Raw genomic sequence first — 19,901 nt, 5'->3', positions numbered from 1 at the left:
GGAAGGGAGTGGCAAGGGTACGAGCAGGGGAGGCTACTTCGCCTTGATCGCGCTCTCGTTGTGGTTGAGACTCACGCCCTTTGCAGCTACGGTGCGTAGCGTGGACTCGTTGTGGTTCCGATTATAGGCTTTTGCAGCAGCGGTGCGTAGCGTAGACTCGTTGTGATTGAGGCTGATACCCTTGGCAGCCGTGGTCTTAATCGCGCTCTCGTTATGATTGAGGCTTAGCCCCTTGCCAGCAGCGGTGCGTAGCGTGGACTCGTTGTGGTTGATGCTGATGCCCTTTGCAGCAACGGTGCGGAGTGCGCTCTCGTTGTGGTTCCGAACATAGGCTTTTGCAGCAGCGGTGCGTAGCGTGGACTCGTTGTGGTTCCGTGCGAAGGCCTTGGTTGCACTGGTCTTGATGGTGTTGGTGTTCATAGTTTTGGTTTCCTTGTTTCCGGGCGTCTCCGCCTGGTCTTTTTTCAAGCGCCTTGCTTTATTATTTTTGTTTTGTGCTTGGCTGCTTGCTATGACACCATCTTACGAAGCCTCCGTTAGTCCACCGTTAGTTTTGGCGAGGCGCGGGAAAATGTTGTGTTATATTTGCCCCACGCCCCTGCCTCGTTCCTCACCCCCCTCAATCATGGGGGCAGTTCAGTCCTATGATTGGGGGGGCACCGTCTCGGCGATGGGGGCTACTTCACCTTGAGCACGCTCTCGTTGTGATTGCCGCCCGTTCCCTTCGTTGCAGAAGTGCGGAGCCCACTCTCGTTATGATTCGTGCCAGATCCCTTGCCAGCAGAAGTGCGAAGCGTGGACTCGTTGTGGTTGATGCCAGCGCCCTTGGTTGCGTTGGTCTTGATGATGTTGGTGTTCATGGTTTTCGTTTTCCTTTCCGATAAGGGAGTTGATTTAGCTTACGAAAACCATTCTAAGGAGCAAGCGCTACAAAAGCGCTACAAAGCCGTTTGGCTCTGTAGCGCGGATGGAATCTGCTCCATGGCCGCTTCCATTGAGAGCGCTCTGCCCTGAGCCAGGATAACATCAAGGCGCGACTCGCCCAAGGCCTGACGGGTGTCATTGAGGAGCCCTTGGTAGGCGGCTTGCGCCTCTGGGCCAAGCTGAATGGCAAGCTGCTCTAGTGTGGTTTGTATGGTTCCCAGTAGGAGCGCGGTGACTTCCCAGTCCTGCTGACGGCGGGTTAAGGTCGCTAAATTGATGACGGAGATCATTGCCCCCCGGCGGTCCTGCACCTCACAGTGAATCAATAAAGCGCTGGTGAAGTTTTGCTGCGCCTCGACGTTGTCCTGCAAATCGAGGGCGATTGCTCCCAGGTTACTGAGCACGATTCCCATCCCGCGTCGGTTCCCCTGGCTCTCGTACAACCGAAGGCTCTCGCCCAGAACCACCCGCGCCTCTGCCCAGTTCCCAGAGCTCTTCAAGAAGGTGCCGAGGTTGTTGAGGGTCATGCTCTGGACACGCACACTCCCTGATTCCTCCGCCAAGAGCCGTGCCTGCTCGAAGAGGGGACGTGCGGTCGCTAGGTCGTGCTGGTCCATGGCGATATTGCCAAGGTTATTGAGGACAATGGCCCGCTTCTCTGGAACGGAGCAGGCCTCATAGACCGCTTGGGCTTGCTCAAGCCACTCCCGTGCCGTTTCGAGCTCACCGCTCAGGGCCAGTAGTACACCCAGCCCGTGTAAGAGCTCCCCCCGCTCCTCGGAGAGAGACAGGGCAGCAGGGTGCTCAAGGAGCCGGGTTAGCCACGAACGCGCCTCGGTGAAGTACCCTCGCACCTGCCAGAAGCGCCGTAGGGTGGAGAGCATTGGGGCAGAGCAAAGCCAGTCTGGTGTCTCCAGCTGGTGTGCCAGTGCTTCGCGCACATTGGGAAGCTCCTGCTCCAGCAGGGCAAAGAGCCCAGATTCTTGTGCGGTGTAGAGATCCACACTCGCGTGGGCAAGCTGCTCGGAGAAATACTGTGCATGGCGCTTTCGTAGAGGCACGCACTCGTTTTCGTCTTGTAGCACTCCCAAGGCGAACTCACGCAGGGTCTCCAGCATGCCATAGCGCACTCCCTGCTCGCTCCGAAAACGTCGCAGGAGAGATTTCTCCGAGAGGCTCTCCAGTAGCTGTTGGGTCACGAGGAGACCCGTGACGGGAAGCGCCCACACCGAGGCCGTCGTTTGGGGAAGGAGTGTCTCGTGAGGCGTATCGTAGCCGCTTGCGATCACTGCCACCGCCTCCAACCCTCCACTTCCCGCAAAGACCGCAAGCCGTCGGAAGAGCGCCTGCTCTACCGGGTTCAGGAGCGCATAGCTCCACGCGACCAGAGCATGGAGGGTTCGCTGACGTGGCGTTTGGGTGGGATCGTCGGAGACCAGCGCCTCTAAGGTGGTCTGGATACGGCTCGCGAGCTGCTCTAGGCTCTGGGTACGTAGTTGCGCCGCCGCTAGCTCCAATGCCAGAGGGATTCCCTCCAGTCGCTGGCAGAGCGTGGCGATGGTCGCCGCGTTCTCGTCGCTCAGCTGTAGCCCCCCTATGCGCCCTCGCTCGATAAAAAACTGAACAGATTCGTTCTTCTTGAGATACTTGAGCTCAGTGCGTATCGGCACGGTGAGGGGGGGGACCGCCCAGGCAGTCTCACCGGGCACCCCGAGGCGGACACGGCTGGTAGTAAGAACGGTGAGTCCTTGGCAGTGCGCCAGCAAGTACTCGACCGTGTCGGCGCAGGCGGCAAGCAGATGCTCCGCGTTGTCCAGCAACAGCAAGAGCCGCTTCTCGCTAAGTGCCTGTGCCACCTGCAGCCGCAGCGGCTTCCCACCCCGCTCCTTCACCCCTAGGACATGAGCAATTGCCTGCTCTAGCTGTCCTTCCTCGGTTAACGAAGCGAGCTCCACCCACCAGACGCCATCGGGGAAGGCGTGGCTACCCTCCTCAGCCGCCTGGATCGCGAGGCGTGTTTTCCCATGCCCCCCCATTCCCGTGAGGGTCACGAGCCGCGCCTGAGTGAGAAGGGTCTCGATCTCCTCTAGGGCCTCTTCGCGCCCTATAAAGCTGGTCAGGGGGCGGGGCAGGTTGGTCAGTGCCGCCGCCGTGGTGCCCTCAGCGTGTCTCTGAACTTCCTGCCAGAGTGCCTGAGTCTCCTTCGAGGGAGCTGTCCCGAGCCGCTTTTCCAGAGCCGCACGGCAGGCCTCGTACTGGGCGAGAGCGCTCTGTCGATCCCCCGAGGCGGCGTAGCAAACCATCAGATGCTGGTGGGCAGGCTCATGGGCGGGGTCCAGAGCGAGAAGCCGCTGGGCCGAGGTAATCGCACCGGCATAGTCCCCCGCGCTTCGTCGCCGCCCGACATGGCTCTCTAGAGCCTCACATACCTGCCGCCGGTAGTGCTCGCGCAGTGGCAGCACCCAGTCGTCGTAGATCCCCTCCAAAAGCTCGCCTTGGCAGAGGGCCAGCGCCGCCTCTAGCTCCCCTAGGCGCAGATGCCGCTCCAGTGCCGTCGTATCGAGCTGTACCCGTAGCTCGGGGGATAGCTCCAGCGTATCCCGGTCGCCCTGGAGACTCGTCTCGCCCAGCGCTTTGCGCACATCGGTGAGAACGACACGCAATGCCCTTCGTGTGTCGTCGTCGGTGCCTTCACCCCCAAAGAGCCCGGCGAGTTTCTCCCGGGAGTGCGGGCCAGGATGGAGCGCGAGGAAGGCCACGAGTGCCTCTGATTTCCGGCGGCTGAAGCGTAGTGGGAGCCCCTCCTGGGTCTGAGCACGGAAGGTCCCTAGGAGCCTCAGGTGTACCATACAGGCTCGATTATACCGATTCTTCAGTAGGCTAGTCGTTGCGTCTCGTGAGACGTGTGAATCCGAGCGGCGAGGGTCTGGAGGGATTCGAGAGAGGCGTGGAAGCCCGCCTCATAGAGCAGGTCGTAGCGCTCCTGCCCCAGAAGCTCTGTTAGATTGACTTGGGGACGCAGGTGACGATCTTCATGGGGAACCACAATATCCCACTGTTTTGCATAGCCTGCCGCAGCTCCCCAGAACTGCGTGGCTTCCTCGAAGCGCTTGTCGTGGAGTGCCTGACAGTAGTAGAAGTAGAGAAAATCCACAACATAAACCCGGTGCTCCAGAGCGCAGGCGATCTCAAAGCCCTCTTTTAAAGCAGGCAGGCCACGCTCCTGCTGATTCAAGAGCGGATAGAGACGGGCAAGCCCACAGAGCATGTAACACAGATAGAAATCCTGCTGAACCTCGCGGCAGATCGCCTCCCCCTCCTGAACATACCTCAGTGCCTGCTCAAAGTAGATCGCCTGCTCCTCCGGGTCTTCTGCGGAGTAGCCACGTGTCCAAGCGACCAGGTACAATCCACAGAGATTGAATGCACGCCAGGCATCGTTGCCGATAGCCGTATTGAGAATACGGGCCTCGTTGTAGTGGCGCTGAGCGGCGTCCAGGTCTTTGGCAAACCAGTAGCTCGTTCCCAGATTATGTACCGTTCCCGCAAGGGCACGCCGAATCGGGAAGAGTGTCGCGTCATCGTCGCCTGCGGCCTCCCGCTCTTTAAGCTGCCCTTGTTTAAAGTCGTAGTACTTCTGGTAATGGGTTCGTGCGCTAAGATAGTCCATTTGAAGTGACTCATAGGCCAGCCCCAAGTTAGAGTGGAGCAGAGCCACTTGCTCCGCTGGAATTTCCGCACGCTCCGTCGCGGCGAGTGCTTGCTGCAGGTAGCTCAGGGCCGGGTGAAGCCAGTAGGAGAAGTTCCAGAAACGCGCCACGTTCAGGCACAGAACCACCGCCCGCTTGGCATCAGAGATCAGGGTTCGGTCTAGTGCCGCGATAAAGTTATCTTGCTCCTGCTTAAAGAGCGCTAGTATCTCGGCAAACTGCGCCCCATTGAGCAGGAGCTTCCTTTCTGCCGTCCAGTCTATAAAGTAATCGGCGTGTTTTTGGGTGAGCGTGTCGCTATCGTCTTTGCTGAGTTTTTCCAGGCCATATTCTCTGAGGGTTTCTAGCAGGCGAAAGCGCTCTCCCTCCGCCACAAGAAACGAGCCATCGGCGAGGCTCTGGAGGTAGTCAATGGCGAGAAACTCTCCCGTTATGGCTTCGGCGGCTTCGAGCGAGAAGCTCCCTCGAAAGATGCAGAGCTGGGTGAAGAAGCGCTGGACATCGGGGGCAAGCAGGCTCCAGCCCCAGTCGAGCGCGGCCCGCAAGCTCGTGTGCCGCTCTTCTCGGTCACGGCGCTTGTCTGATAGCAGATCGAAGCGGCGAGCAAGGCGCTCCAGTATCTGTTGTGGTGTCAGGATCGCAGCGCGGGCGGCGGCAAGCTCGATGGCGAGTGGCAGCCCATCAAGACGCCTGCACAGTTCGGCAATAGCTTCTTCATTTTCATCGGTCAGCACAAAGCTAGATTTAGCCAGGCGGGCGCGGTCCACAAATAGCGCAACAGCATCGTCTTTAGGAAGCGGTGAAAGCTGGCAAGCCGACTCCTGTGGCAAGTCCAAGCGAATGCGTGATGTCGCGAGCAGACGTAGCGTGGGGACAGCTTCTAAGACACTTGCGATTGCCTCCGCACCGCCGCTGGTAACTAATTGCTCAACGTTGTCTAAGATCAACAGCGCCGACTTTTCGGCAAAAGCAGCTCGCAGGCGCACCAGCGCTGTATCCGTGGAGTCGGGCAAAGCTAAGGTACTGACAATGGCATCGGGAATACTAGTCCCGTTTCGTAGTGAGCTCAGGCTGATAAAGTGAGAGCTGGGCGTGGTAGCTTGTAGCTCCTGTGCGAGACGTGTCTTTCCCGTACCCCCCGGCCCTAGAAGCGTCACGAGCCGGAAGTCCTCAAGCAGGAGCTGCAGGTGCTCAAGCTCGGACTGACGGCCAAAGAAGCGGTTCTCCGTCCGAACCGGCACAGGCAGAACGGGTGCGGGCAGCGTCACTTCCGTACTCTGCGTGGCCTCCAGCTCGGCGAGGCGCTCTCGTGCGCTCTGCGCTAGGGCATTGAGCCTCTCCCGCTCGGTGAGCAGTATGTCCAAGTAGAAACCCGGCGCGAACTCGCCTTTGTAAAGCGCTAAGGCAGAGCGCAAGTGCTGGGCACGAACAACCGGCTCGGTCGTCATAGCGGCACTGCGCAACGCTTGCTCGAACAACCCAACATCGCTCGTATGCCCCGCCGCAATTCCGACTTGGGTTCGGTCTGTAAAGAGCACACTTCCCGGCGCGACCCCGGCAGGCTCCAGCTGCTTGCGGAGCACAAAGAGGGTCTGCCGAAAGCGGTTGCGCGCCTCGTCAAAGTCCACCTCGGGCCAGATGATATCAATGACTTCCTCACGGGACCGGGTGCGTCCCGGTGAGAGAGCGAGCAGGGCCAGTAGAGCTCCAGGTTTCTTGCCCACCTGGTCATCTACTCGAACCGACGCAGTGGAGGCGCGAACGCCGCCAAGTAGCTCGAAGTGCCAAGTATCCACTGCGCTGATTTTACCCTGCCTCGGGCTCCGCCGTTTTTCAAACGCCCTACGCCGCAGCGTAGGGCTCCTCGCCTCGTGTCTCCGTGTTTTTAGGTAGACAGGTAATCAATCAAGAGAGTGTCAATCACAGACTACTCGCGCACGCCAGCCACATATTGCTGGTGCGCAGCTTCCAGGGCGTGCCTCAGGACATACTCACTGAGGCTGAGCCCACAGAGCTGTGCTACCTCGGTGACTAGCGTCTTGGCGGAGGTGGACAGGCGTAGGTTCATGCGCCCCGTCCTGGGTTCTTTAGCCTTGGCCTTATTGGCGGGTTTTGTGAGGGTAGCCATGCCTCAACTCTATCACATTTTGTACGTACAAAAATGAACGGCTTCTTGTACCCGCGATTAGGGGTTTGTTGCTTAACCCATTGCTCACTTTTCTGAGCGCAGTCCACTTAGCGAGGGGGTGACGCCCGGATCGTAGGAGATGCTCCTGCGTTTGCTTAGAGCAGTAACAGGTGAAGGGGCGTCTGTGCGCCCTTCCTCCGCCTGACGTAGAATGATCCAAAGCCAACCTGCGTGGAGCGGACGGCGGGAAAGAGGGTGTGGGCAATGGCGAAGACGGTTTCTCTGGGAAGCTCCGGGCTGAAGGTGAGCAACCTCTGCCTGGGTTGCATGAACTTCGGTGAATCGACCACGGAGGAAGACTCACTGGCGATTCTGAATGCCGCCTGCGACGCCGGGGTGACGTTCTGGGACACCGCTGATGTCTACGCCGCGGGGCGCAGCGAGGAAATTCTCGGGAAGTTCTTCGTAGAGTCGAACCTCCGCTCCCAGATCGTGTTGGCGACGAAGGTCAATGGCGCTATGGGGCCGGGGCCGAACGATCGTGGACTTTCGCGACGGCACCTTAAAGCTGGCGTTGAGGCGAGCCTGTGTCGGCTTCGCACCGACTGGATCGACCTCTATCAGCTCCACCGATACGATCCCAGCGTCCCGCTAGAAGAAACCGTCGAGACCCTCGACACGCTGGTGAAAGAGGGCAAGATTCGCTATTGGGGGACGAGCACTTTCGCGAGTTGGCAGATGTCGGAGGCGCACTGGACGGCGAAGGTGGCGCACCGGGTCGGGCCGGTCTGCGAGCAGGCTCCCTACAACATCCTGGATCGCCGGATTGAGAACGACCGCGCGGGGTTTCTAAAGTACGCTGGCTGGGGGCTGATCGTCTGGTCGCCGCTAGCGGGCGGGCAGCTCACGGGCAAGTACGGCACGATCTCGCCCGAAAAACTTCCTGAAGGGTCTCGAATTGCGAGAAACTTGATGTGGCGCGAGCGTTCTAACTCCAGCGCCGCCGAGGTCTCGGCGGCGTATGTTGAATTGGCGCGCGAGCACGGCTTCGATCCGGCACTGGCCGCCGTCGCGTGGACGCTTGCAAACCCGCTCGTCACCGCACCGCTGATCGGGCCGCGAACTCTGGAGCAATTCACTAGCCTACTTCCCGCAGCCTACCTTTCGCTGCCGAAAGCGTTTCTCGCTGGCGTCGACACGCTGGTGCCGCCCGGAACCGCGGTAGCCGACTTTCTCAACAATGCGGGCTGGCAGGTGGGCCGCCTTCCGGGCCTCGACAGTGGGGGAGCCTAAGGCGATCTTGGCGTCGCAAGGCGACGACGACTATCTGTCACTGAAAATCAAGGTTAAAACGGTACTGGCTCACGTGCTCAGTGCAAAAAGAGCAGGTGCAGCCCAACCAGACACAGTGCGTTGGCCAGAGCGCGAAGTATCCAAGTGCCCTGGATTCGGTGCGAAAGATGCGCCCCAAGTTGTGCTCCCAGAACCACTCCGAGGGAGAGAAACACGGTTCGGCGCGAGCCATGGGCAAATGCTCCTAGGGCAATATGGGCAACCGTGCCCATCAGCGCGACGAGTGCCAGAATAAAGTGCGAGGTGGCGGTGGCGATACGCACCGGGAAATGTAGCAGGCGGGCTAGTGCGGGGACGTGGATAGTGCCACCACCGATGCCAAGCAGGCTGGAAAGGTAGCCCACCCCAAGGCTAATGGCGACTCCGAGCCGCATCGAGTAGGACCAGTGGTACTCCTCACCATTGCGGTCTACTAGGTGACAGTGGTTCGTTGCCTTCGGATCACTTGCCTGCGGAGCGAGTAGTCTCTGCTTCGCGTTGAAGAAAACCAGCCAGCCTAGAACGAAGAGCAGGCAGCCAAAGACCAAGTTGGACGTCTGACGGGGAATGAAGCCGGTGGTGTAGGCTCCCAGGAGAGTCCCCGGCACGGAGGCCAGAGCAAAGTATAAGCCTGACCGATAGTCGATGCGCTTCTGCTGTGCATAGGCTATGGAGCCTGAGGCCGCGTTGAAAAATACGACGGCAAGCGAGATTGCGGTGATGGTCTCGGGGCGCTCGTGGGGATAGAGAAGCAGGAGGGCGGGAGCCAGAAGAAAGCCGCCACCAGCACCAATGAGAGTGCCAAAGGTTCCGACAGCTAATCCCAGAAAAGCGAGACCTAGGATCGCCGCTAGGGAATACCCCATCACGTCCATATAGTGCTCATCGCCTCTCTCCTTCTGGTTGTGCGAAAATCGGGCTTCAAAAGTTCCCTGACTGGATTGTTGTACCAAATTGAATCCTTTCTTGCTTTAAGAGCCTCTGCATGCTCGGAGATCTCTCAATGGAAGTATTTGGCTACCTGGCGGCTGTCGTCATCGGGATAACTTTGGGGCTCATGGGCGGTGGCGGCTCGATCCTCACGGTGCCCGTGCTGGTCTATCTTTTTGGGCAGCCTGCCTCGCTGGCGACGGGTTACTCCCTCTTTATCGTGGGAGCGACCGCCGCGATTGGCGCTGGCCTGATGACACGGCGCGGCCTTGTCGTGTGGCGTGCGGTTCTTGGCTTTGCCTTGCCCTCATTTGTGACGGTCTGGCTCACACGCCACTACCTGCTCCCCGCGATTCCGGACAGTCTGGGAAAAGTCTCCCGCGATACGCTTCTGCTAATCTTCTTCGCCGCTTTGATGCTCGCGACAGCCATCTCGATGCTACGCAAACGTAAAGAAGCCACCGGAGAGACTGCTGAGTCTACGGACTTGCGCCAGCTCGTCCCGCCTGCGCTGATTGTCGGGATCGTGACGGGCTTGGTGGGTGCAGGTGGTGGGTTTCTTATCGTTCCCGCGCTCACCCTCGCCGTGAAGCTGCCTATTAAGCGGGCCGTAGGAACATCGCTGGCCATCATCTCCGCCAACTCCCTCTTTGGCTTCTTCTCCGACGCCAAAATTCGTGGTGAGGCACACTGGGGATTTCTCCTGACGCTGACGGCCTTGGCGGCGGTAGGCATGGGTATTGGGACGCTACTCTCCAAGCGCATTCCGGGCGACAAGCTCCGCCCCGCCTTCGGCGTCTTTCTCCTGGTCATGGGCACCTACATGGTGGGGCGAGAGATTTTTCTGCACCGCTAAAAATATTTCTGTACCGCTGAATCCTTTTCCGAAAAGCCTGACTCTGTCATTATGTACACCGCTTGAAAGAGAATTTTATGAGCACCGCCACCCTATCTCCTCGCGCCAATCCGACCCATCCCAAGGTCACTGTCAAGGAGCTGAGTGCCCGCCTAAGCAAGGGCGAGCGCTTCCAGCTCATCGATGTCCGCAGCCCGCAGGAGTACGCCGAGGGCCACGTCCCCGGTGCGATGAACCTCCCGATGGATCAGGCGGAGGCGCGCCTGAACGATCTACAGCGCCAGGACCCGGTTATCCTCATCTGCCAGAGTGGCCGACGTGCGGGAATGACCTGTGAGCTGCTCAAGGCGCACCACGACGGTCTTATCGTTCTGGAAGGTGGAACCAAAGCCTGGATGGACGCCTCCCTTCCTGTGGTCAAGACCGCCTCGACCCGCTTGCCGCTCATGCGCCAAGTGCAGGTCGGAGCGGGGGGCCTGATTCTCATCGGTACACTCCTCTCGCTCTTTGTCAGCAAGGGCTGGATCGGCTTGGCGATTTTTGTCGGAGCTGGACTGCTACTGGCCGGGACAACGGGCTTCTGTGGCATGGCGATCCTACTAGAGAAGATGCCCTGGAACCGCCCGACGGCGGCCGCTCCCACTAAATCCACAACCACAACTTGTTGCTAGTCGGTTCTCCTTGTAACTGACCCGTTTACGTTTGAAAGGAAACTCCTATGTTTTTCCAGCCTTATTACCTGGGGTGCCTTGCGCACGCCTCCTACCTTATCGGTGGCTCGAATGGCGAAGCCGCCGTTATCGACCCGCGCCGTGATGTCGAAGAGTACATCGAGGACGCCAAGAACGCGGGCCTGACCATCAAGTACGTCATTGAGACACACCTCCACGCTGACTTTGTCAGTGGCCATGTCGAGCTTGCTAAGCGCACCGGCGCGACGATCTTACTCGGTGCGAACTCAGGAGCCGCTTTTGCCCACCAGCCCATTTCTGGGGATGAGAAAATAACGCTCGGTGACCTCACCCTTTCTTTCCTAGCGACGCCGGGCCATACCCCGGAGGGCATTACGATTCTGGCGGAAGCGCCCGAGCAGCCTACGCGCCTCTTCACCGGCGACACACTCTTCCTAGGGGACATTGGACGCCCTGACCTTGTGGGAGCCAAGGGGCTAACCAGCGAGCAGATGGCGCACATGCTCTACACGTCGCTACGGGAGAAGATCCTACCCCTCGCCGACGAGATTGAAGTTTGGCCTGCCCACGGTGCGGGAAGTGCTTGTGGCAAGAACCTCTCCGATGATCGCGTCAGTACGCTCGCCGTGCAGAAAGCGACTAACCTTCCGCTGCAACTCGCGATGCAGGGCGACGAAGCGGGCTTTATCGCCTATGCCATTGAAGGGCTCGGTGCGCCTCCTGCCTACTTCTTCCACGATGCCGCGAAAAATAAAGAGGGCGGCGCGGATGTGGAGAGCATCCTGGCTCTCGCCAAGCCCCTCATGCCAAGCACTGTGGAGGAGCAGAGTGAGGAGGGTATCCTCGTGCTCGACACTCGGGCGACGGGGGCTTTTAAGGCGGGGCACATCCCTGGCGCGATTGAGGTGCAGCTCGACGGCAACTTCGCGCCGTATGTCGGGGCGGTGCTTCCTCCCACTGCGCCTGTCATTGTTGTCGCCGAGCCGGGGCGTGAGACCGAGGCGATGACGCGTCTTATTCGAGTGGGCTACGAAAACTTGGTGGGCTGGCTCGATGGCGGCATGGACGCTTGGAAAGCCGCCGGTGGTGAGCTGGGCACGCTCGGGGTGATCGAACCCGCCGATCTAAAAGCACTCCTTTCGGTGGAAGCTGCACCAACGATTCTCGACGTCCGAACGCCGGGCGAGTGGGAAGCGGGCCATATCGAGGGCGCGGTGCATATCCCGATTGCAGAGCTCAATGCCCGGCTGGCCGAAGTCCCGCAAGGTCCTCTTGCCGTGATCTGTGGCTCCGGCTACCGCTCGGCGATTGCCTGCTCCCTGCTACTACGCAATGGGCGGCGTGACATTCTCGACGTCCCCGGTGGCTGGAAGGCGTACAACGCGTGAGCCCGGATGTCCCGCCTGTTCATGTTGTGAGTTATGCTCAGCTTCGGGCAACGGCGGGGGATGGAATTGGCTCCTATGGCTCGGTGCGGCGGTTCCGCGTGAACCTGAGCACCGAGCCTACCCAGAGTGAGCGGTGGTTTGTCCAGCTCTTCACTAAAGAAAACAACCAAAGCCCCACCGATGGGGAGCTCTGGCTCCACGATGTGAGCTGGCGCAAGAAGACACTTCAGGGCACGTGGACTGTGGGGCAGCTCCGTCCGCCCTTTAGTCTCCAGCGCCTCACCATTGACCGCGAGCTGCTTGTCCCCGACCGCGCTACCGCGTCCGACTTACTCTCGCCTGTTGGTGGTTTGGGGCGCTCCTTCGGTCGTGAAATTGGTGTGCAGTTCGATGGCAAGCCCCATCAGGGCCTCACCTATAGCTTGGGGCTCTTTCGTGGTTCGGGGGCACTTCAGCAAGTTGGTGCAGGTACGGGCGGGCTGCTCTGGGTGGGCCGTGCGACTCAGCAACTTGGGAGCGTCCAGTGGGGTGGCTCGCTCGCTGTCCGCCATAACAGCTCCCGCGACTTTAGCAAGGTCTTTGCAGGGGCGAAGAATTTTAATGGCTGGGATACGCGGGCAGGACTGGATGTCTTAGCACACCAAGGCCCCTGGCGCGGGAGTGCAGAGTACTTGGTTGGAAAGCTGGATGGCAGTGTCAAGCGGCGTGCCGAGGGGGGCTATGCCGATGTGGTGCGCAAGCTCACGCCCAGCACCGAGCTGGTGGCGCAGGTACAAACCTACTCTCCCGATATCGGAACGAATGGCCTGACGCTCGGTGTGAATGTGATCCCTAGCGACAAACGCAATCGTATTCAGCTTGACTATATCGTGCAGCGTCAGCACCGTGTCGAGCTTCAGTATCAGTATTTTTTATTCGGGAAGTAGCCTGTTGAACCCTTTCGACTTTTGGATGCCTCTGCTTAGTTAGGAGGCATCAAGATGATCGTTATCGTCGGAGGGGGAACCGCGGGAATCACTGTGGCAGCACGGCTGGTTCGCGCAGGCAAGGCGGGCCAGGTCACGCTGATCGAGCCTAGCGAGAAGCACTACTACCAGCCGCTCTGGACGCTTGTTGGTGGTGGCATCACCACCGTGGCGGAGTCGCTGCGGCAGGAGAAAGACCTGATCCCACACGGTGTCGAGTGGGTCAAAGAGAAAGTGGCGAGCTTCCAGCCCGAGGAGAACCAGGTGACGCTGGCTAGTGGCAAAACGCTCGCCTATGATTACTTGATTGTCGCGCCGGGAATCCAGATTGACTGGAACAAGGTTGAAGGGCTCGTTGAGAGCATCGGCAAAGACGGTGTGTGTAGCAACTACGACCAGCGCTTCGTGGACTCCACCTGGACAAGCCTCCAGGCAGTCCGCGAGGGTGATGTGGTCTTTACCATGCCCTCGACTCCCGTAAAGTGCGGTGGCGCACCTCAGAAGATAGCGTACCTTGCCGCCGACTACCTCAAGCAGCACGGCTTGGCTGGCAAGACGCGAGTTCATTTCTACTCCGCTGGAGCGAAGCTCTTTGCCGTGCCGGAGTTCGAGAAAGTGCTCTCCCAGACGGTCGCTCGCTACGGCATCCAGACCCACTTCCGACAGGATTTGGTAAAAGTGGATGCCGCGAGGAAAGTGGCGATCTTCAAGAACATGGACACGGGCGCACTCACTGAGCAGCCCTATGCCATGCTTCACGTAACGCCCCCGATGAGCGCACCCGACTTTATCAAGAGCAGCCCCCTCGCCAACCAAGCAGGGTGGATCGAGGCGGATATCAAGACACTCCAGCACCCACGCTTCCTCAATGTCTTTGCGCTGGGGGATGCGGCGGGCCTGCCGACCTCCAAGACCGGCGCAGCAATTCGCAAGCAGGCTCCCGTGCTGGTGAGCAATCTGCTGGCTGTGATGGAGAAGAAAGCGCCCACAGCCACTTACGACGGCTACACATCGTGCCCCGTGGTCACCGGCTACGGACGGCTGGTGATGGCGGAGTTCGACTACGACAACAATGTCAAGCAGTCCTTCCCCTTTATTGACCAGAAGAAGGAGCGCTGGGACATGTACATGGTTAAGCGGCACCTGCTACCTCAGATGTACTGGCACGGTATGCTCAAAGGGCTACTTTAGGAGAAAATGAAAATGCAACACTACACACGTTTACTGATGGCCACGGCTGGCCTTCTCGCGCTCTCGACTCTGGTGCCTGGCGGCACCTCGTCTTGTTCCAGTGGCTTCTGCACGCCCGTCTATGCACAGGGCGGCCCCAACCAGCCGGACATGCAGACCATCCACAAGCTCTTTGCGGACAACAAGAAGATCAAGCGGACAGTCAAGAACATCCCTGGTGGAATTGAGGCACTGACGGAGGCTACTGACCCAAAAACCGTTGCACTGCTCCAAGAGCACGTCGCCGCGATGAAGATTCGTCTGGAGAAGAACCAGCCCATGCGGATGTGGGACCCGCTCTTTGCCGTCCTCTTCCAGAATGCTGACAAAGTGAAAATGACGGTGGAGAACACCAAGAGGGGCGTCAAGATCACTGAGACGAGCTCTGATGCCTATGTGGTGAAGCTGCTCCAGGAGCACGCGAAGGCCGTGAGTGGCTTTGTCAAAGATGGCATCGCGGGGATGCACGTCAGCCACCCCGCACCACCGAAGGGAGCAGCACCTGTCGCGAAAACCAAAGAGCCTGCTTTTGTCGGTAAGGGCGATGGCGAGAAGACTTGTCCGGTCACGGGCGAGCCGGTGGACGTAGCGCAGTTCGTGACCTGGAAGGGCAAGACCGTCAAGTTCTGCTGCCCGAGCTGTAAAGCGGCTTTCGAGAAAGCCCCCGAGAAGTTCCTCAAGAAGTAGCAGGAACACGTCAAAGAGCTGAGGGAACCTCGTCAGCACTGCCGTAATCTTGTCTACACTCTCTCTAGAAAGTCAATACGATGAAACCAAATATGGGATCTGCGGACCGGGCAATTCGAGTGGCTGTTGCCTTGGTCGTCGGTATCTTGATCGCGATGGGTATCCTGAAGGGGGCACTCGCGATTGTCGCGGGAGTGCTTGCGGGGGTCTTTGTGCTAACCAGCGTGGTGAGCTTCTGCCCGCTCTACCTGCCCTTCAAGCTCTCGACCTACAAAACGAAGTAGGAGGATAACGGATGGCTATCTATTACCCACGGGATGTGTGGGATGATCGCTACGAACAGGATGAGTATGCCTATGGCACGTCCCCTAACGACTTTCTCGCGTCGGTTGTGGAGCGCATTCCAGCGGGGCGTATTCTCTGCCTCTGTGAGGGGGAGGGGCGCAATGGCGTCTTCCTGGCGGAGCGTGGATTCTCGGTGACGGGCGTGGATGGCTCCGCCAAGGGCTTGCAGAAAGCGCAGGCACTCGCCGTCCAGCGTGGGGTTACTATCGAGACCATTGTTGCTGATTTAGCCCACTTTGAGATAGAGCCCAATGCCTGGGATGGGATTGTCTCGATCTTCGCTCATCTGCCTCCTTTGCTACGTCAGCGTATTCATCGACAGGCAGTTGAGGGGCTTCGACCCGGCGGCGCGTTTGTCTTGGAGGCATACACGCCCGCCCAGGTGGGAAGAGGCACTGGGGGGCCACAGCAAGCCGAACTCACGATGCCGCTGGCAATGCTCCAGCAGGAGCTCACGGGGCTGTCCTTTGCAATTGCACACGAGCAAGAGCGTGACGTTCACGAGGGAGCCTTTCACTCAGGCACAAGCGCCGTCGTCCAGGTATTAGCCTATAAGGCCGCTCATGGCTCCTAATATGGGACTGTTTCTCCGCACAGTAGAGGGAGAGACGATCACTCTGGGGGAGCTTTTGAGCCAGCATCGATGGACGCTCCTTGTGTTCCTACGACACCTTGGGTGACTGCCCTGCAGGGAGCATGTCACGCAGTTGCGTGACCATCACGAGGAGTTGAAAGCACGTGGGATAGAAGTGGTGCTCGTTAGCTTCGCCACGCCAGAGCTGGCGCGGTACTGGCAGGAAGCGACCCAGTTCCCCTTTTCGATGTTTCTCGATCCAGAGCGCCGAGCCTACAGCGCCTTTGGTCTTGGCTCGTCAGTGCTGGCTGCCTGGCACCCGAAGATGTTTTGGTACTACTTCCGTCTACTGGCCAAGGGGCGCAAGCTCATGCCGATCAAAGGCGATCCCTACCAGCTCGGCGGTGACTTCCTTCTGGATACGAAGGGTAGCGTCCGGCTTGCCTATCCCTGTGCTGAACCTGCGGATCGTCCTCCACTTTCCGAGATTCTGGCTGCGGTGTCCTAATTTGTTTTCCCGCCCTTGAACCCTTTTCGATTTGGGGAGCCTCTGTCTTTATAGGAGGAGTTCACCGTGATGTGACTGAGTGCGAGTAGTAGCGATTTTCGGAGTGACCGTCAGGTTAGCGAAGGGAGTTTCAGGATGACTATTCGACGTAAAATGCGGGTCTTTCCCGCAGGTTTGTTTGCCGTAGCAACGCTTCTCGTTGCGAGCGGGGCCGCTCTGGCTCAGACCCCCAATTCTGGCTCATCCCAGCAGGGCAGCATGGGCTGCCCCATGATGGGAAACATGGGCTCCATGATGGGTGGTATGAATCAGATGGGGCGTATGGGTGGTGGTATGGGCATGGGGATGATGGGCCGCATGAACATGAACCAGATGGGCCGTGGCATGGGAATGCAGGGCTGTATGATGGGCCGCATGAACCAGATGGGAGGTATGGGTGGCGGCAATATGGGCGGTGGAATGGGAATGATGAATGGTGGCATGGCGGACATGGGAACGATCCACTCCCTTTTCGCTCAGTCCGGTACCATCAGCCGAACCGTGAAGATCCTTCCCAACGGGATCGAGGCGTTGACCGAGTCCAGCGATCCCCAAACCGTAGGGCTGTTGCAGGAGCATGTGGCAGCGATGAAGACACGCTTAGAGAAGAACCAGCCCATCCGTCAAGGCGATCCGCTCTTTGCCGCGCTGTTTCAGAATGCGGACAAGGTCGTGATCTCCGTGACTGCCACGGAGCGTGGCGTGAAGGTGGTCGAGACCTCCGAGGATGCCTACACAGTGAAGCTGCTACAAAGCCATGCGCAGGCGGTGAGCGACTTCATCAAGAACGGAATGGCGGGGATGCATACCTTCCACCCAGTTCCCCCACGCCAGTAGTGCGGTGAGAAGGCAGAGCGGGCAGGGACTTCTCCCTGCCCGTTTTTTGGTTTCGGGTAGTATTGGGGTATGAACTTTGACCAACTAATGGCCCGGCACAAGGACGCGGTCTACCGCCAGATGGTGCGGATGTGTGGCAACGCCGATGATGCCGACGACGTACTCTCCGAGTCGCTGCTCAATGCCTACCGCGCCATGCACCAGCTCAGTGATGAGACGGCATTCCAGAGCTGGCTGGCCATTATTGCCCGGCGCACCTGCGGTCGCCTGAAGCGCCGGGAAGCGCTTGCTCCAGTGTTGCGTTTGGCGGAGCTAAGTGAGCACGGAATCGAGCCCGCTTCGAATGCCCCCTCCATAGACTCACAGCTGATTGAGGAAGAGACGAAGGCATGTCTGCTTCAGGTGATGGCGGAGCTGCCTCCACTCTACCGCAAGGTCTATGAGCTACGCGATGTCCAGGATCTCCCTGCGAATGAAGTCGCTGAACGCCTGGGAATTTCGGTGGCTGCCGTGAAGTCTCGCCTGCACCGTGCCCGCTCCCTAGTTCGTGCGGGGATTGATACTGGACTGGGAACTTGAAGCTGAGTAGGGAACCGGAAGCTGAAACAGGTGAACACTGGCAGAAGCCGCTCGTATAATGAAACCATGATGCTGACAATTCGGTGGGCGAAAGTATGAACTTCTCACTCATCGCCCGAACGCAGATCAAGGTGAAGTGGCGTTGCTCTTTCCCGGCGGCAAACGCATTGGCTCGCCTCTCACACCCAAGAGAAATCAATCGATCATGAACAAAAAAGTCCTGTATTTGCTGGTTGCCTTGGCGACGGGATTCACGACATCCGTTGCCGTGGCCGAGGCACCGACGGCTTCGGCCGTCAAACAGTCGTCCCCTGAGCTGCTGGCTGCCCTGAGTTCCCTACAGGATCAGGTCCGTGGTGAAGCACAGCTGACACCCGCCGAGCTCTCCAAAGTGACAGCGCTTGTTCTCAAAGATGCCCGGCAGCTCGGCACGGACGCGACCACTTGTGCGAAAGCCTTCGAGCTGGTCGAGCTCTACGAAACCCGGATCGGGCCGCTGTTCATGAATGCAGCGACCAAAGGTGGCTTTCCCCGCACCGCAACCAGCGGCTTAGAGCTGCACTACGCTCTCTTTGCCATCCAGCAGGCGTTGCTCGATTTTGCCTACACGCCGGAGAACCTAGAAAAACGTGCCGCGATGCTCACGGGAAAGAGCTTCAAAACGGCGGAGTATTTCCCCGGTAAAGTGACAGCCCCGTCGGATCCTAGTCAGGGGTACGACATCCAAATCAACGCGTCGCAACCCGAGGCGTGGGGATTCCCCGTGGCGTTCCAAGATGTCCCCGCACGCCGACCAACCGGATGTTATCTCGCCCCTGGTAGCATCAGTACGGTTACAGTCCCGCCAGCGCTGGTGGGCAAGGGCTTCACCATTCGGGTTGGGGCGCAGTCCTGGGACTTGGCGAAGAAGCCTAAGATCAAGCGGCTGGATCGTGTGTCGCTGGTCTTCCCGATCACCCGTAGCGTGACCCCGATAGCCAACCCTTTGGGCGGTGGAATCTATATCGAAGTGCCCTACAAAGCGTCTGCGGGCCTGGTTTCGGTGAAGATCACCAACGCCGTTCGATCCCCGTTCTTCTCTGCCCGGAGCTTCTCCAAGACATCCATGGCTGAGTGGAAAAGCACTGAGCGGCTGCACCCCGGGCCATGGGCCGATTTCGAGTCGGATAAGTTCATGATGCAGGTTCCCGCCGCCTGGATTCGTGATCTGGAAGACCCCGTGACACTGATGCGCGACTGGGATCAGTCCATGGATGCCGTTTCGGAGCTCCTAGGACTGCCTCTTCTGCGCCCTAAGACAGTGCTCTACATGCAAAACGATGTCCTCTACCGGGGCACCGCCAACTTCCCCGGCTACCCCATGTCCAACGATCCCTACAACCCGGATCAGCTGGCGATGCAGAAAGCAGGGGCCAGTGCCCGAAAGAACTACATGATCCGTGGGCCACAATTTGCCCCGTACACCACCTTTCATGAGCTGGGCCACGCCACGTCCCTCACCAAGTTCAAGGGCGAGACAGAATCTGCTGTCAACGTGCCCTTTGTTGCGGTCTTGAACCGGAAGTTCGGTGTCGATCTGGAGCAGGCATTTGGGCGCTCGCTTGGCAATGGCGAGAAGATGAACCTCGATCAAGCGGCGCTGACGTGGATGGTGACCGATCATTTCCAGCAGGGCAAGCCCATGGTCGCCGCAGAGATGATGTACCAGCACCGCGGCCATGCAAAGTACGTGGATATCGTCAAGCTCTTCGGCTGGGAAGCGCTCAGCGCGTTTTGGCACTCCGTTCAAGTGGACTATTCCAAGGGAATCGAGTACCCCAAAAACGACGATCCCACGGACAGTCGAATTCTGCGAATGTCCAAGGCGGCCAAGGCGGATCTGACGCCACTGCTTTATTTTTGGGGAATTCACCCGGATAAGCCCGAGGCACTTCAGGCGCAGCTGGCCCAAGCGGGACTCAAGCCGTCCGGTGCGATCTACGACCGCCTGCGCCACTACCAGAGCATCATCCCCATGAACCACGATGCCTATCTCGCGCACTTTCAGACCCTGCATCCTGCGGGCTCCCAGACAAAAGAGAAGCCACTTGACGACTACCAGGAGCGCAATGGCCTTATGGCACGGCAGGTGGTGCAAGACATTCTCAGCCGTTATTTCCCCATGGGGCGGCCCTAGG

19 protein-coding genes are annotated in these 19,901 nt (G+C 59.1%); 13 read left to right on the top strand and 6 right to left on the bottom strand.

Features of this window, described 5'->3' with window-relative positions:
* Positions 1–33: 33 nt before the first annotated feature.
* The 5 genes from HNQ39_RS29115 to HNQ39_RS29095 form a co-directional block, all read right to left on the bottom strand.
* Positions 34–420, bottom strand: a complete 387-nt coding sequence (locus HNQ39_RS29115; RefSeq protein WP_184204126.1) for a hypothetical protein — start codon at positions 418–420, stop codon at positions 34–36.
* Between the two features lie 257 nt (positions 421–677).
* Positions 678–860 (bottom strand): hypothetical protein, encoded by a 183-nt coding sequence (locus tag HNQ39_RS29110; protein ID WP_184204125.1) that lies wholly within the window; start codon positions 858–860, stop codon positions 678–680.
* Positions 861–938: 78 nt separating this feature from the next.
* Entirely contained in the window at positions 939–3,773 is a 2,835-nt protein-coding gene (locus HNQ39_RS29105) for an ATP-binding protein (RefSeq protein ID WP_184204124.1), read from the bottom strand.
* Positions 3,774–3,796: 23 nt separating this feature from the next.
* Positions 3,797–6,430 carry an AAA family ATPase gene (locus tag HNQ39_RS29100; protein WP_184204123.1) on the bottom strand — a complete coding sequence of 878 codons (2,634 nt, stop codon included), beginning with the start codon at positions 6,428–6,430 and terminating at the stop codon, positions 3,797–3,799.
* A gap of 131 nt (positions 6,431–6,561) precedes the next feature.
* Positions 6,562–6,762, bottom strand: coding sequence for a type II toxin-antitoxin system TacA family antitoxin (locus HNQ39_RS29095; protein ID WP_184204122.1), 201 nt, complete (start codon positions 6,760–6,762; stop codon positions 6,562–6,564).
* A gap of 264 nt (positions 6,763–7,026) precedes the next feature.
* Here HNQ39_RS29095 and HNQ39_RS29090 point away from each other — a divergent pair, with 264 nt between their 5' ends.
* The gene (locus HNQ39_RS29090; RefSeq protein ID WP_184204121.1) at positions 7,027–8,055 is read left to right on the top strand and encodes an aldo/keto reductase; all 1,029 of its coding nucleotides are present in this window, start codon (positions 7,027–7,029) and stop codon (positions 8,053–8,055) included.
* 77 nt (positions 8,056–8,132) lie between these two features.
* Here HNQ39_RS29090 and HNQ39_RS29085 read toward each other — a convergent pair whose 3' ends face one another.
* Positions 8,133–8,960: a sulfite exporter TauE/SafE family protein gene (locus HNQ39_RS29085; RefSeq protein ID WP_184204120.1), complete on the bottom strand. Its 828-nt coding sequence runs from the start codon at positions 8,958–8,960 to the stop codon at positions 8,133–8,135.
* A gap of 137 nt (positions 8,961–9,097) precedes the next feature.
* Here HNQ39_RS29085 and HNQ39_RS29080 point away from each other — a divergent pair, with 137 nt between their 5' ends.
* From HNQ39_RS29080 to HNQ39_RS29025, 12 genes are all read left to right on the top strand, one after another.
* The gene (locus HNQ39_RS29080; RefSeq protein ID WP_184204119.1) at positions 9,098–9,880 is read left to right on the top strand and encodes a sulfite exporter TauE/SafE family protein; all 783 of its coding nucleotides are present in this window, start codon (positions 9,098–9,100) and stop codon (positions 9,878–9,880) included.
* A gap of 77 nt (positions 9,881–9,957) precedes the next feature.
* Positions 9,958–10,551: a rhodanese-like domain-containing protein gene (locus HNQ39_RS29075; protein ID WP_184204118.1), complete on the top strand. Its 594-nt coding sequence runs from the start codon at positions 9,958–9,960 to the stop codon at positions 10,549–10,551.
* A 47-nt stretch (positions 10,552–10,598) separates the two neighbouring features.
* On the top strand, positions 10,599–11,960 hold the full coding sequence (locus tag HNQ39_RS29070; RefSeq protein ID WP_184204117.1) for an MBL fold metallo-hydrolase: 1,362 nt from the start codon (positions 10,599–10,601) through the stop codon (positions 11,958–11,960).
* Complete coding sequence (locus HNQ39_RS29065; protein WP_184204116.1) at positions 11,957–12,886, top strand: porin; 930 nt, start codon at positions 11,957–11,959, stop codon at positions 12,884–12,886. Before HNQ39_RS29070 ends, HNQ39_RS29065 begins: the two co-directional genes overlap by 4 nt.
* Positions 12,887–12,940: 54 nt before the next feature.
* Positions 12,941–14,116: an NAD(P)/FAD-dependent oxidoreductase gene (locus HNQ39_RS29060; protein ID WP_184204115.1), complete on the top strand. Its 1,176-nt coding sequence runs from the start codon at positions 12,941–12,943 to the stop codon at positions 14,114–14,116.
* Between the two features lie 12 nt (positions 14,117–14,128).
* The gene (locus tag HNQ39_RS29735; RefSeq protein ID WP_221290461.1) at positions 14,129–14,842 is read left to right on the top strand and encodes a hypothetical protein; all 714 of its coding nucleotides are present in this window, start codon (positions 14,129–14,131) and stop codon (positions 14,840–14,842) included.
* A gap of 80 nt (positions 14,843–14,922) precedes the next feature.
* Positions 14,923–15,126 carry a YgaP family membrane protein gene (locus tag HNQ39_RS29050; protein ID WP_184204114.1) on the top strand — a complete coding sequence of 68 codons (204 nt, stop codon included), beginning with the start codon at positions 14,923–14,925 and terminating at the stop codon, positions 15,124–15,126.
* A 35-nt stretch (positions 15,127–15,161) separates the two neighbouring features.
* Entirely contained in the window at positions 15,162–15,761 is a 600-nt protein-coding gene (locus HNQ39_RS29045) for a methyltransferase domain-containing protein (protein WP_184204134.1), read from the top strand.
* Between the two features lie 106 nt (positions 15,762–15,867).
* Positions 15,868–16,269, top strand: a complete 402-nt coding sequence (locus HNQ39_RS29040) for a peroxiredoxin-like family protein (protein ID WP_281380385.1) — start codon at positions 15,868–15,870, stop codon at positions 16,267–16,269.
* 135 nt (positions 16,270–16,404) lie between these two features.
* Positions 16,405–17,145 (top strand): hypothetical protein, encoded by a 741-nt coding sequence (locus HNQ39_RS29035; RefSeq protein WP_184204112.1) that lies wholly within the window; start codon positions 16,405–16,407, stop codon positions 17,143–17,145.
* Between the two features lie 69 nt (positions 17,146–17,214).
* Positions 17,215–17,724, top strand: coding sequence for an RNA polymerase sigma factor (locus tag HNQ39_RS29030; RefSeq protein ID WP_184204111.1), 510 nt, complete (start codon positions 17,215–17,217; stop codon positions 17,722–17,724).
* Between the two features lie 205 nt (positions 17,725–17,929).
* Complete coding sequence (locus HNQ39_RS29025) at positions 17,930–19,900, top strand: M60 family metallopeptidase (protein ID WP_184204110.1); 1,971 nt, start codon at positions 17,930–17,932, stop codon at positions 19,898–19,900.
* Position 19,901 lies beyond the last annotated feature (1 nt).

Origin of the sequence: Armatimonas rosea, from assembly GCF_014202505.1 — a bacterium.
Classification (GTDB): domain Bacteria; phylum Armatimonadota; class Armatimonadia; order Armatimonadales; family Armatimonadaceae; genus Armatimonas; species Armatimonas rosea.
The sequence above is the reverse complement of the archived record's forward strand: the minus strand, read 5'-3'. Positions and strand labels throughout refer to the sequence as shown.

Excerpts from the sequence above, each read along its gene's own strand:
- HNQ39_RS29115 (WP_184204126.1), bottom strand. The coding sequence starts at position 420 with ATGAACACCAACACCATCAAGACCAGTGCAACCAAGGCCTTCGCACGG.
- HNQ39_RS29110 (WP_184204125.1), bottom strand. The coding sequence starts at position 860 with ATGAACACCAACATCATCAAGACCAACGCAACCAAGGGCGCTGGCATC.
- HNQ39_RS29105 (WP_184204124.1), bottom strand. The coding sequence starts at position 3,773 with ATGGTACACCTGAGGCTCCTAGGGACCTTCCGTGCTCAGACCCAGGAG.
- HNQ39_RS29095 (WP_184204122.1), bottom strand. The coding sequence starts at position 6,762 with ATGGCTACCCTCACAAAACCCGCCAATAAGGCCAAGGCTAAAGAACCC.
- HNQ39_RS29090 (WP_184204121.1), top strand. The coding sequence starts at position 7,027 with ATGGCGAAGACGGTTTCTCTGGGAAGCTCCGGGCTGAAGGTGAGCAAC.
- HNQ39_RS29085 (WP_184204120.1), bottom strand. The coding sequence starts at position 8,960 with ATGGGGTATTCCCTAGCGGCGATCCTAGGTCTCGCTTTTCTGGGATTA.
- HNQ39_RS29080 (WP_184204119.1), top strand. The coding sequence starts at position 9,098 with ATGGAAGTATTTGGCTACCTGGCGGCTGTCGTCATCGGGATAACTTTG.
- HNQ39_RS29075 (WP_184204118.1), top strand. The coding sequence starts at position 9,958 with ATGAGCACCGCCACCCTATCTCCTCGCGCCAATCCGACCCATCCCAAG.
- HNQ39_RS29070 (WP_184204117.1), top strand. The coding sequence starts at position 10,599 with ATGTTTTTCCAGCCTTATTACCTGGGGTGCCTTGCGCACGCCTCCTAC.
- HNQ39_RS29060 (WP_184204115.1), top strand. The coding sequence starts at position 12,941 with ATGATCGTTATCGTCGGAGGGGGAACCGCGGGAATCACTGTGGCAGCA.
- HNQ39_RS29735 (WP_221290461.1), top strand. The coding sequence starts at position 14,129 with ATGCAACACTACACACGTTTACTGATGGCCACGGCTGGCCTTCTCGCG.
- HNQ39_RS29050 (WP_184204114.1), top strand. The coding sequence starts at position 14,923 with ATGAAACCAAATATGGGATCTGCGGACCGGGCAATTCGAGTGGCTGTT.
- HNQ39_RS29035 (WP_184204112.1), top strand. The coding sequence starts at position 16,405 with ATGACTATTCGACGTAAAATGCGGGTCTTTCCCGCAGGTTTGTTTGCC.
- HNQ39_RS29030 (WP_184204111.1), top strand. The coding sequence starts at position 17,215 with ATGAACTTTGACCAACTAATGGCCCGGCACAAGGACGCGGTCTACCGC.
- HNQ39_RS29025 (WP_184204110.1), top strand. The coding sequence starts at position 17,930 with ATGAACAAAAAAGTCCTGTATTTGCTGGTTGCCTTGGCGACGGGATTC.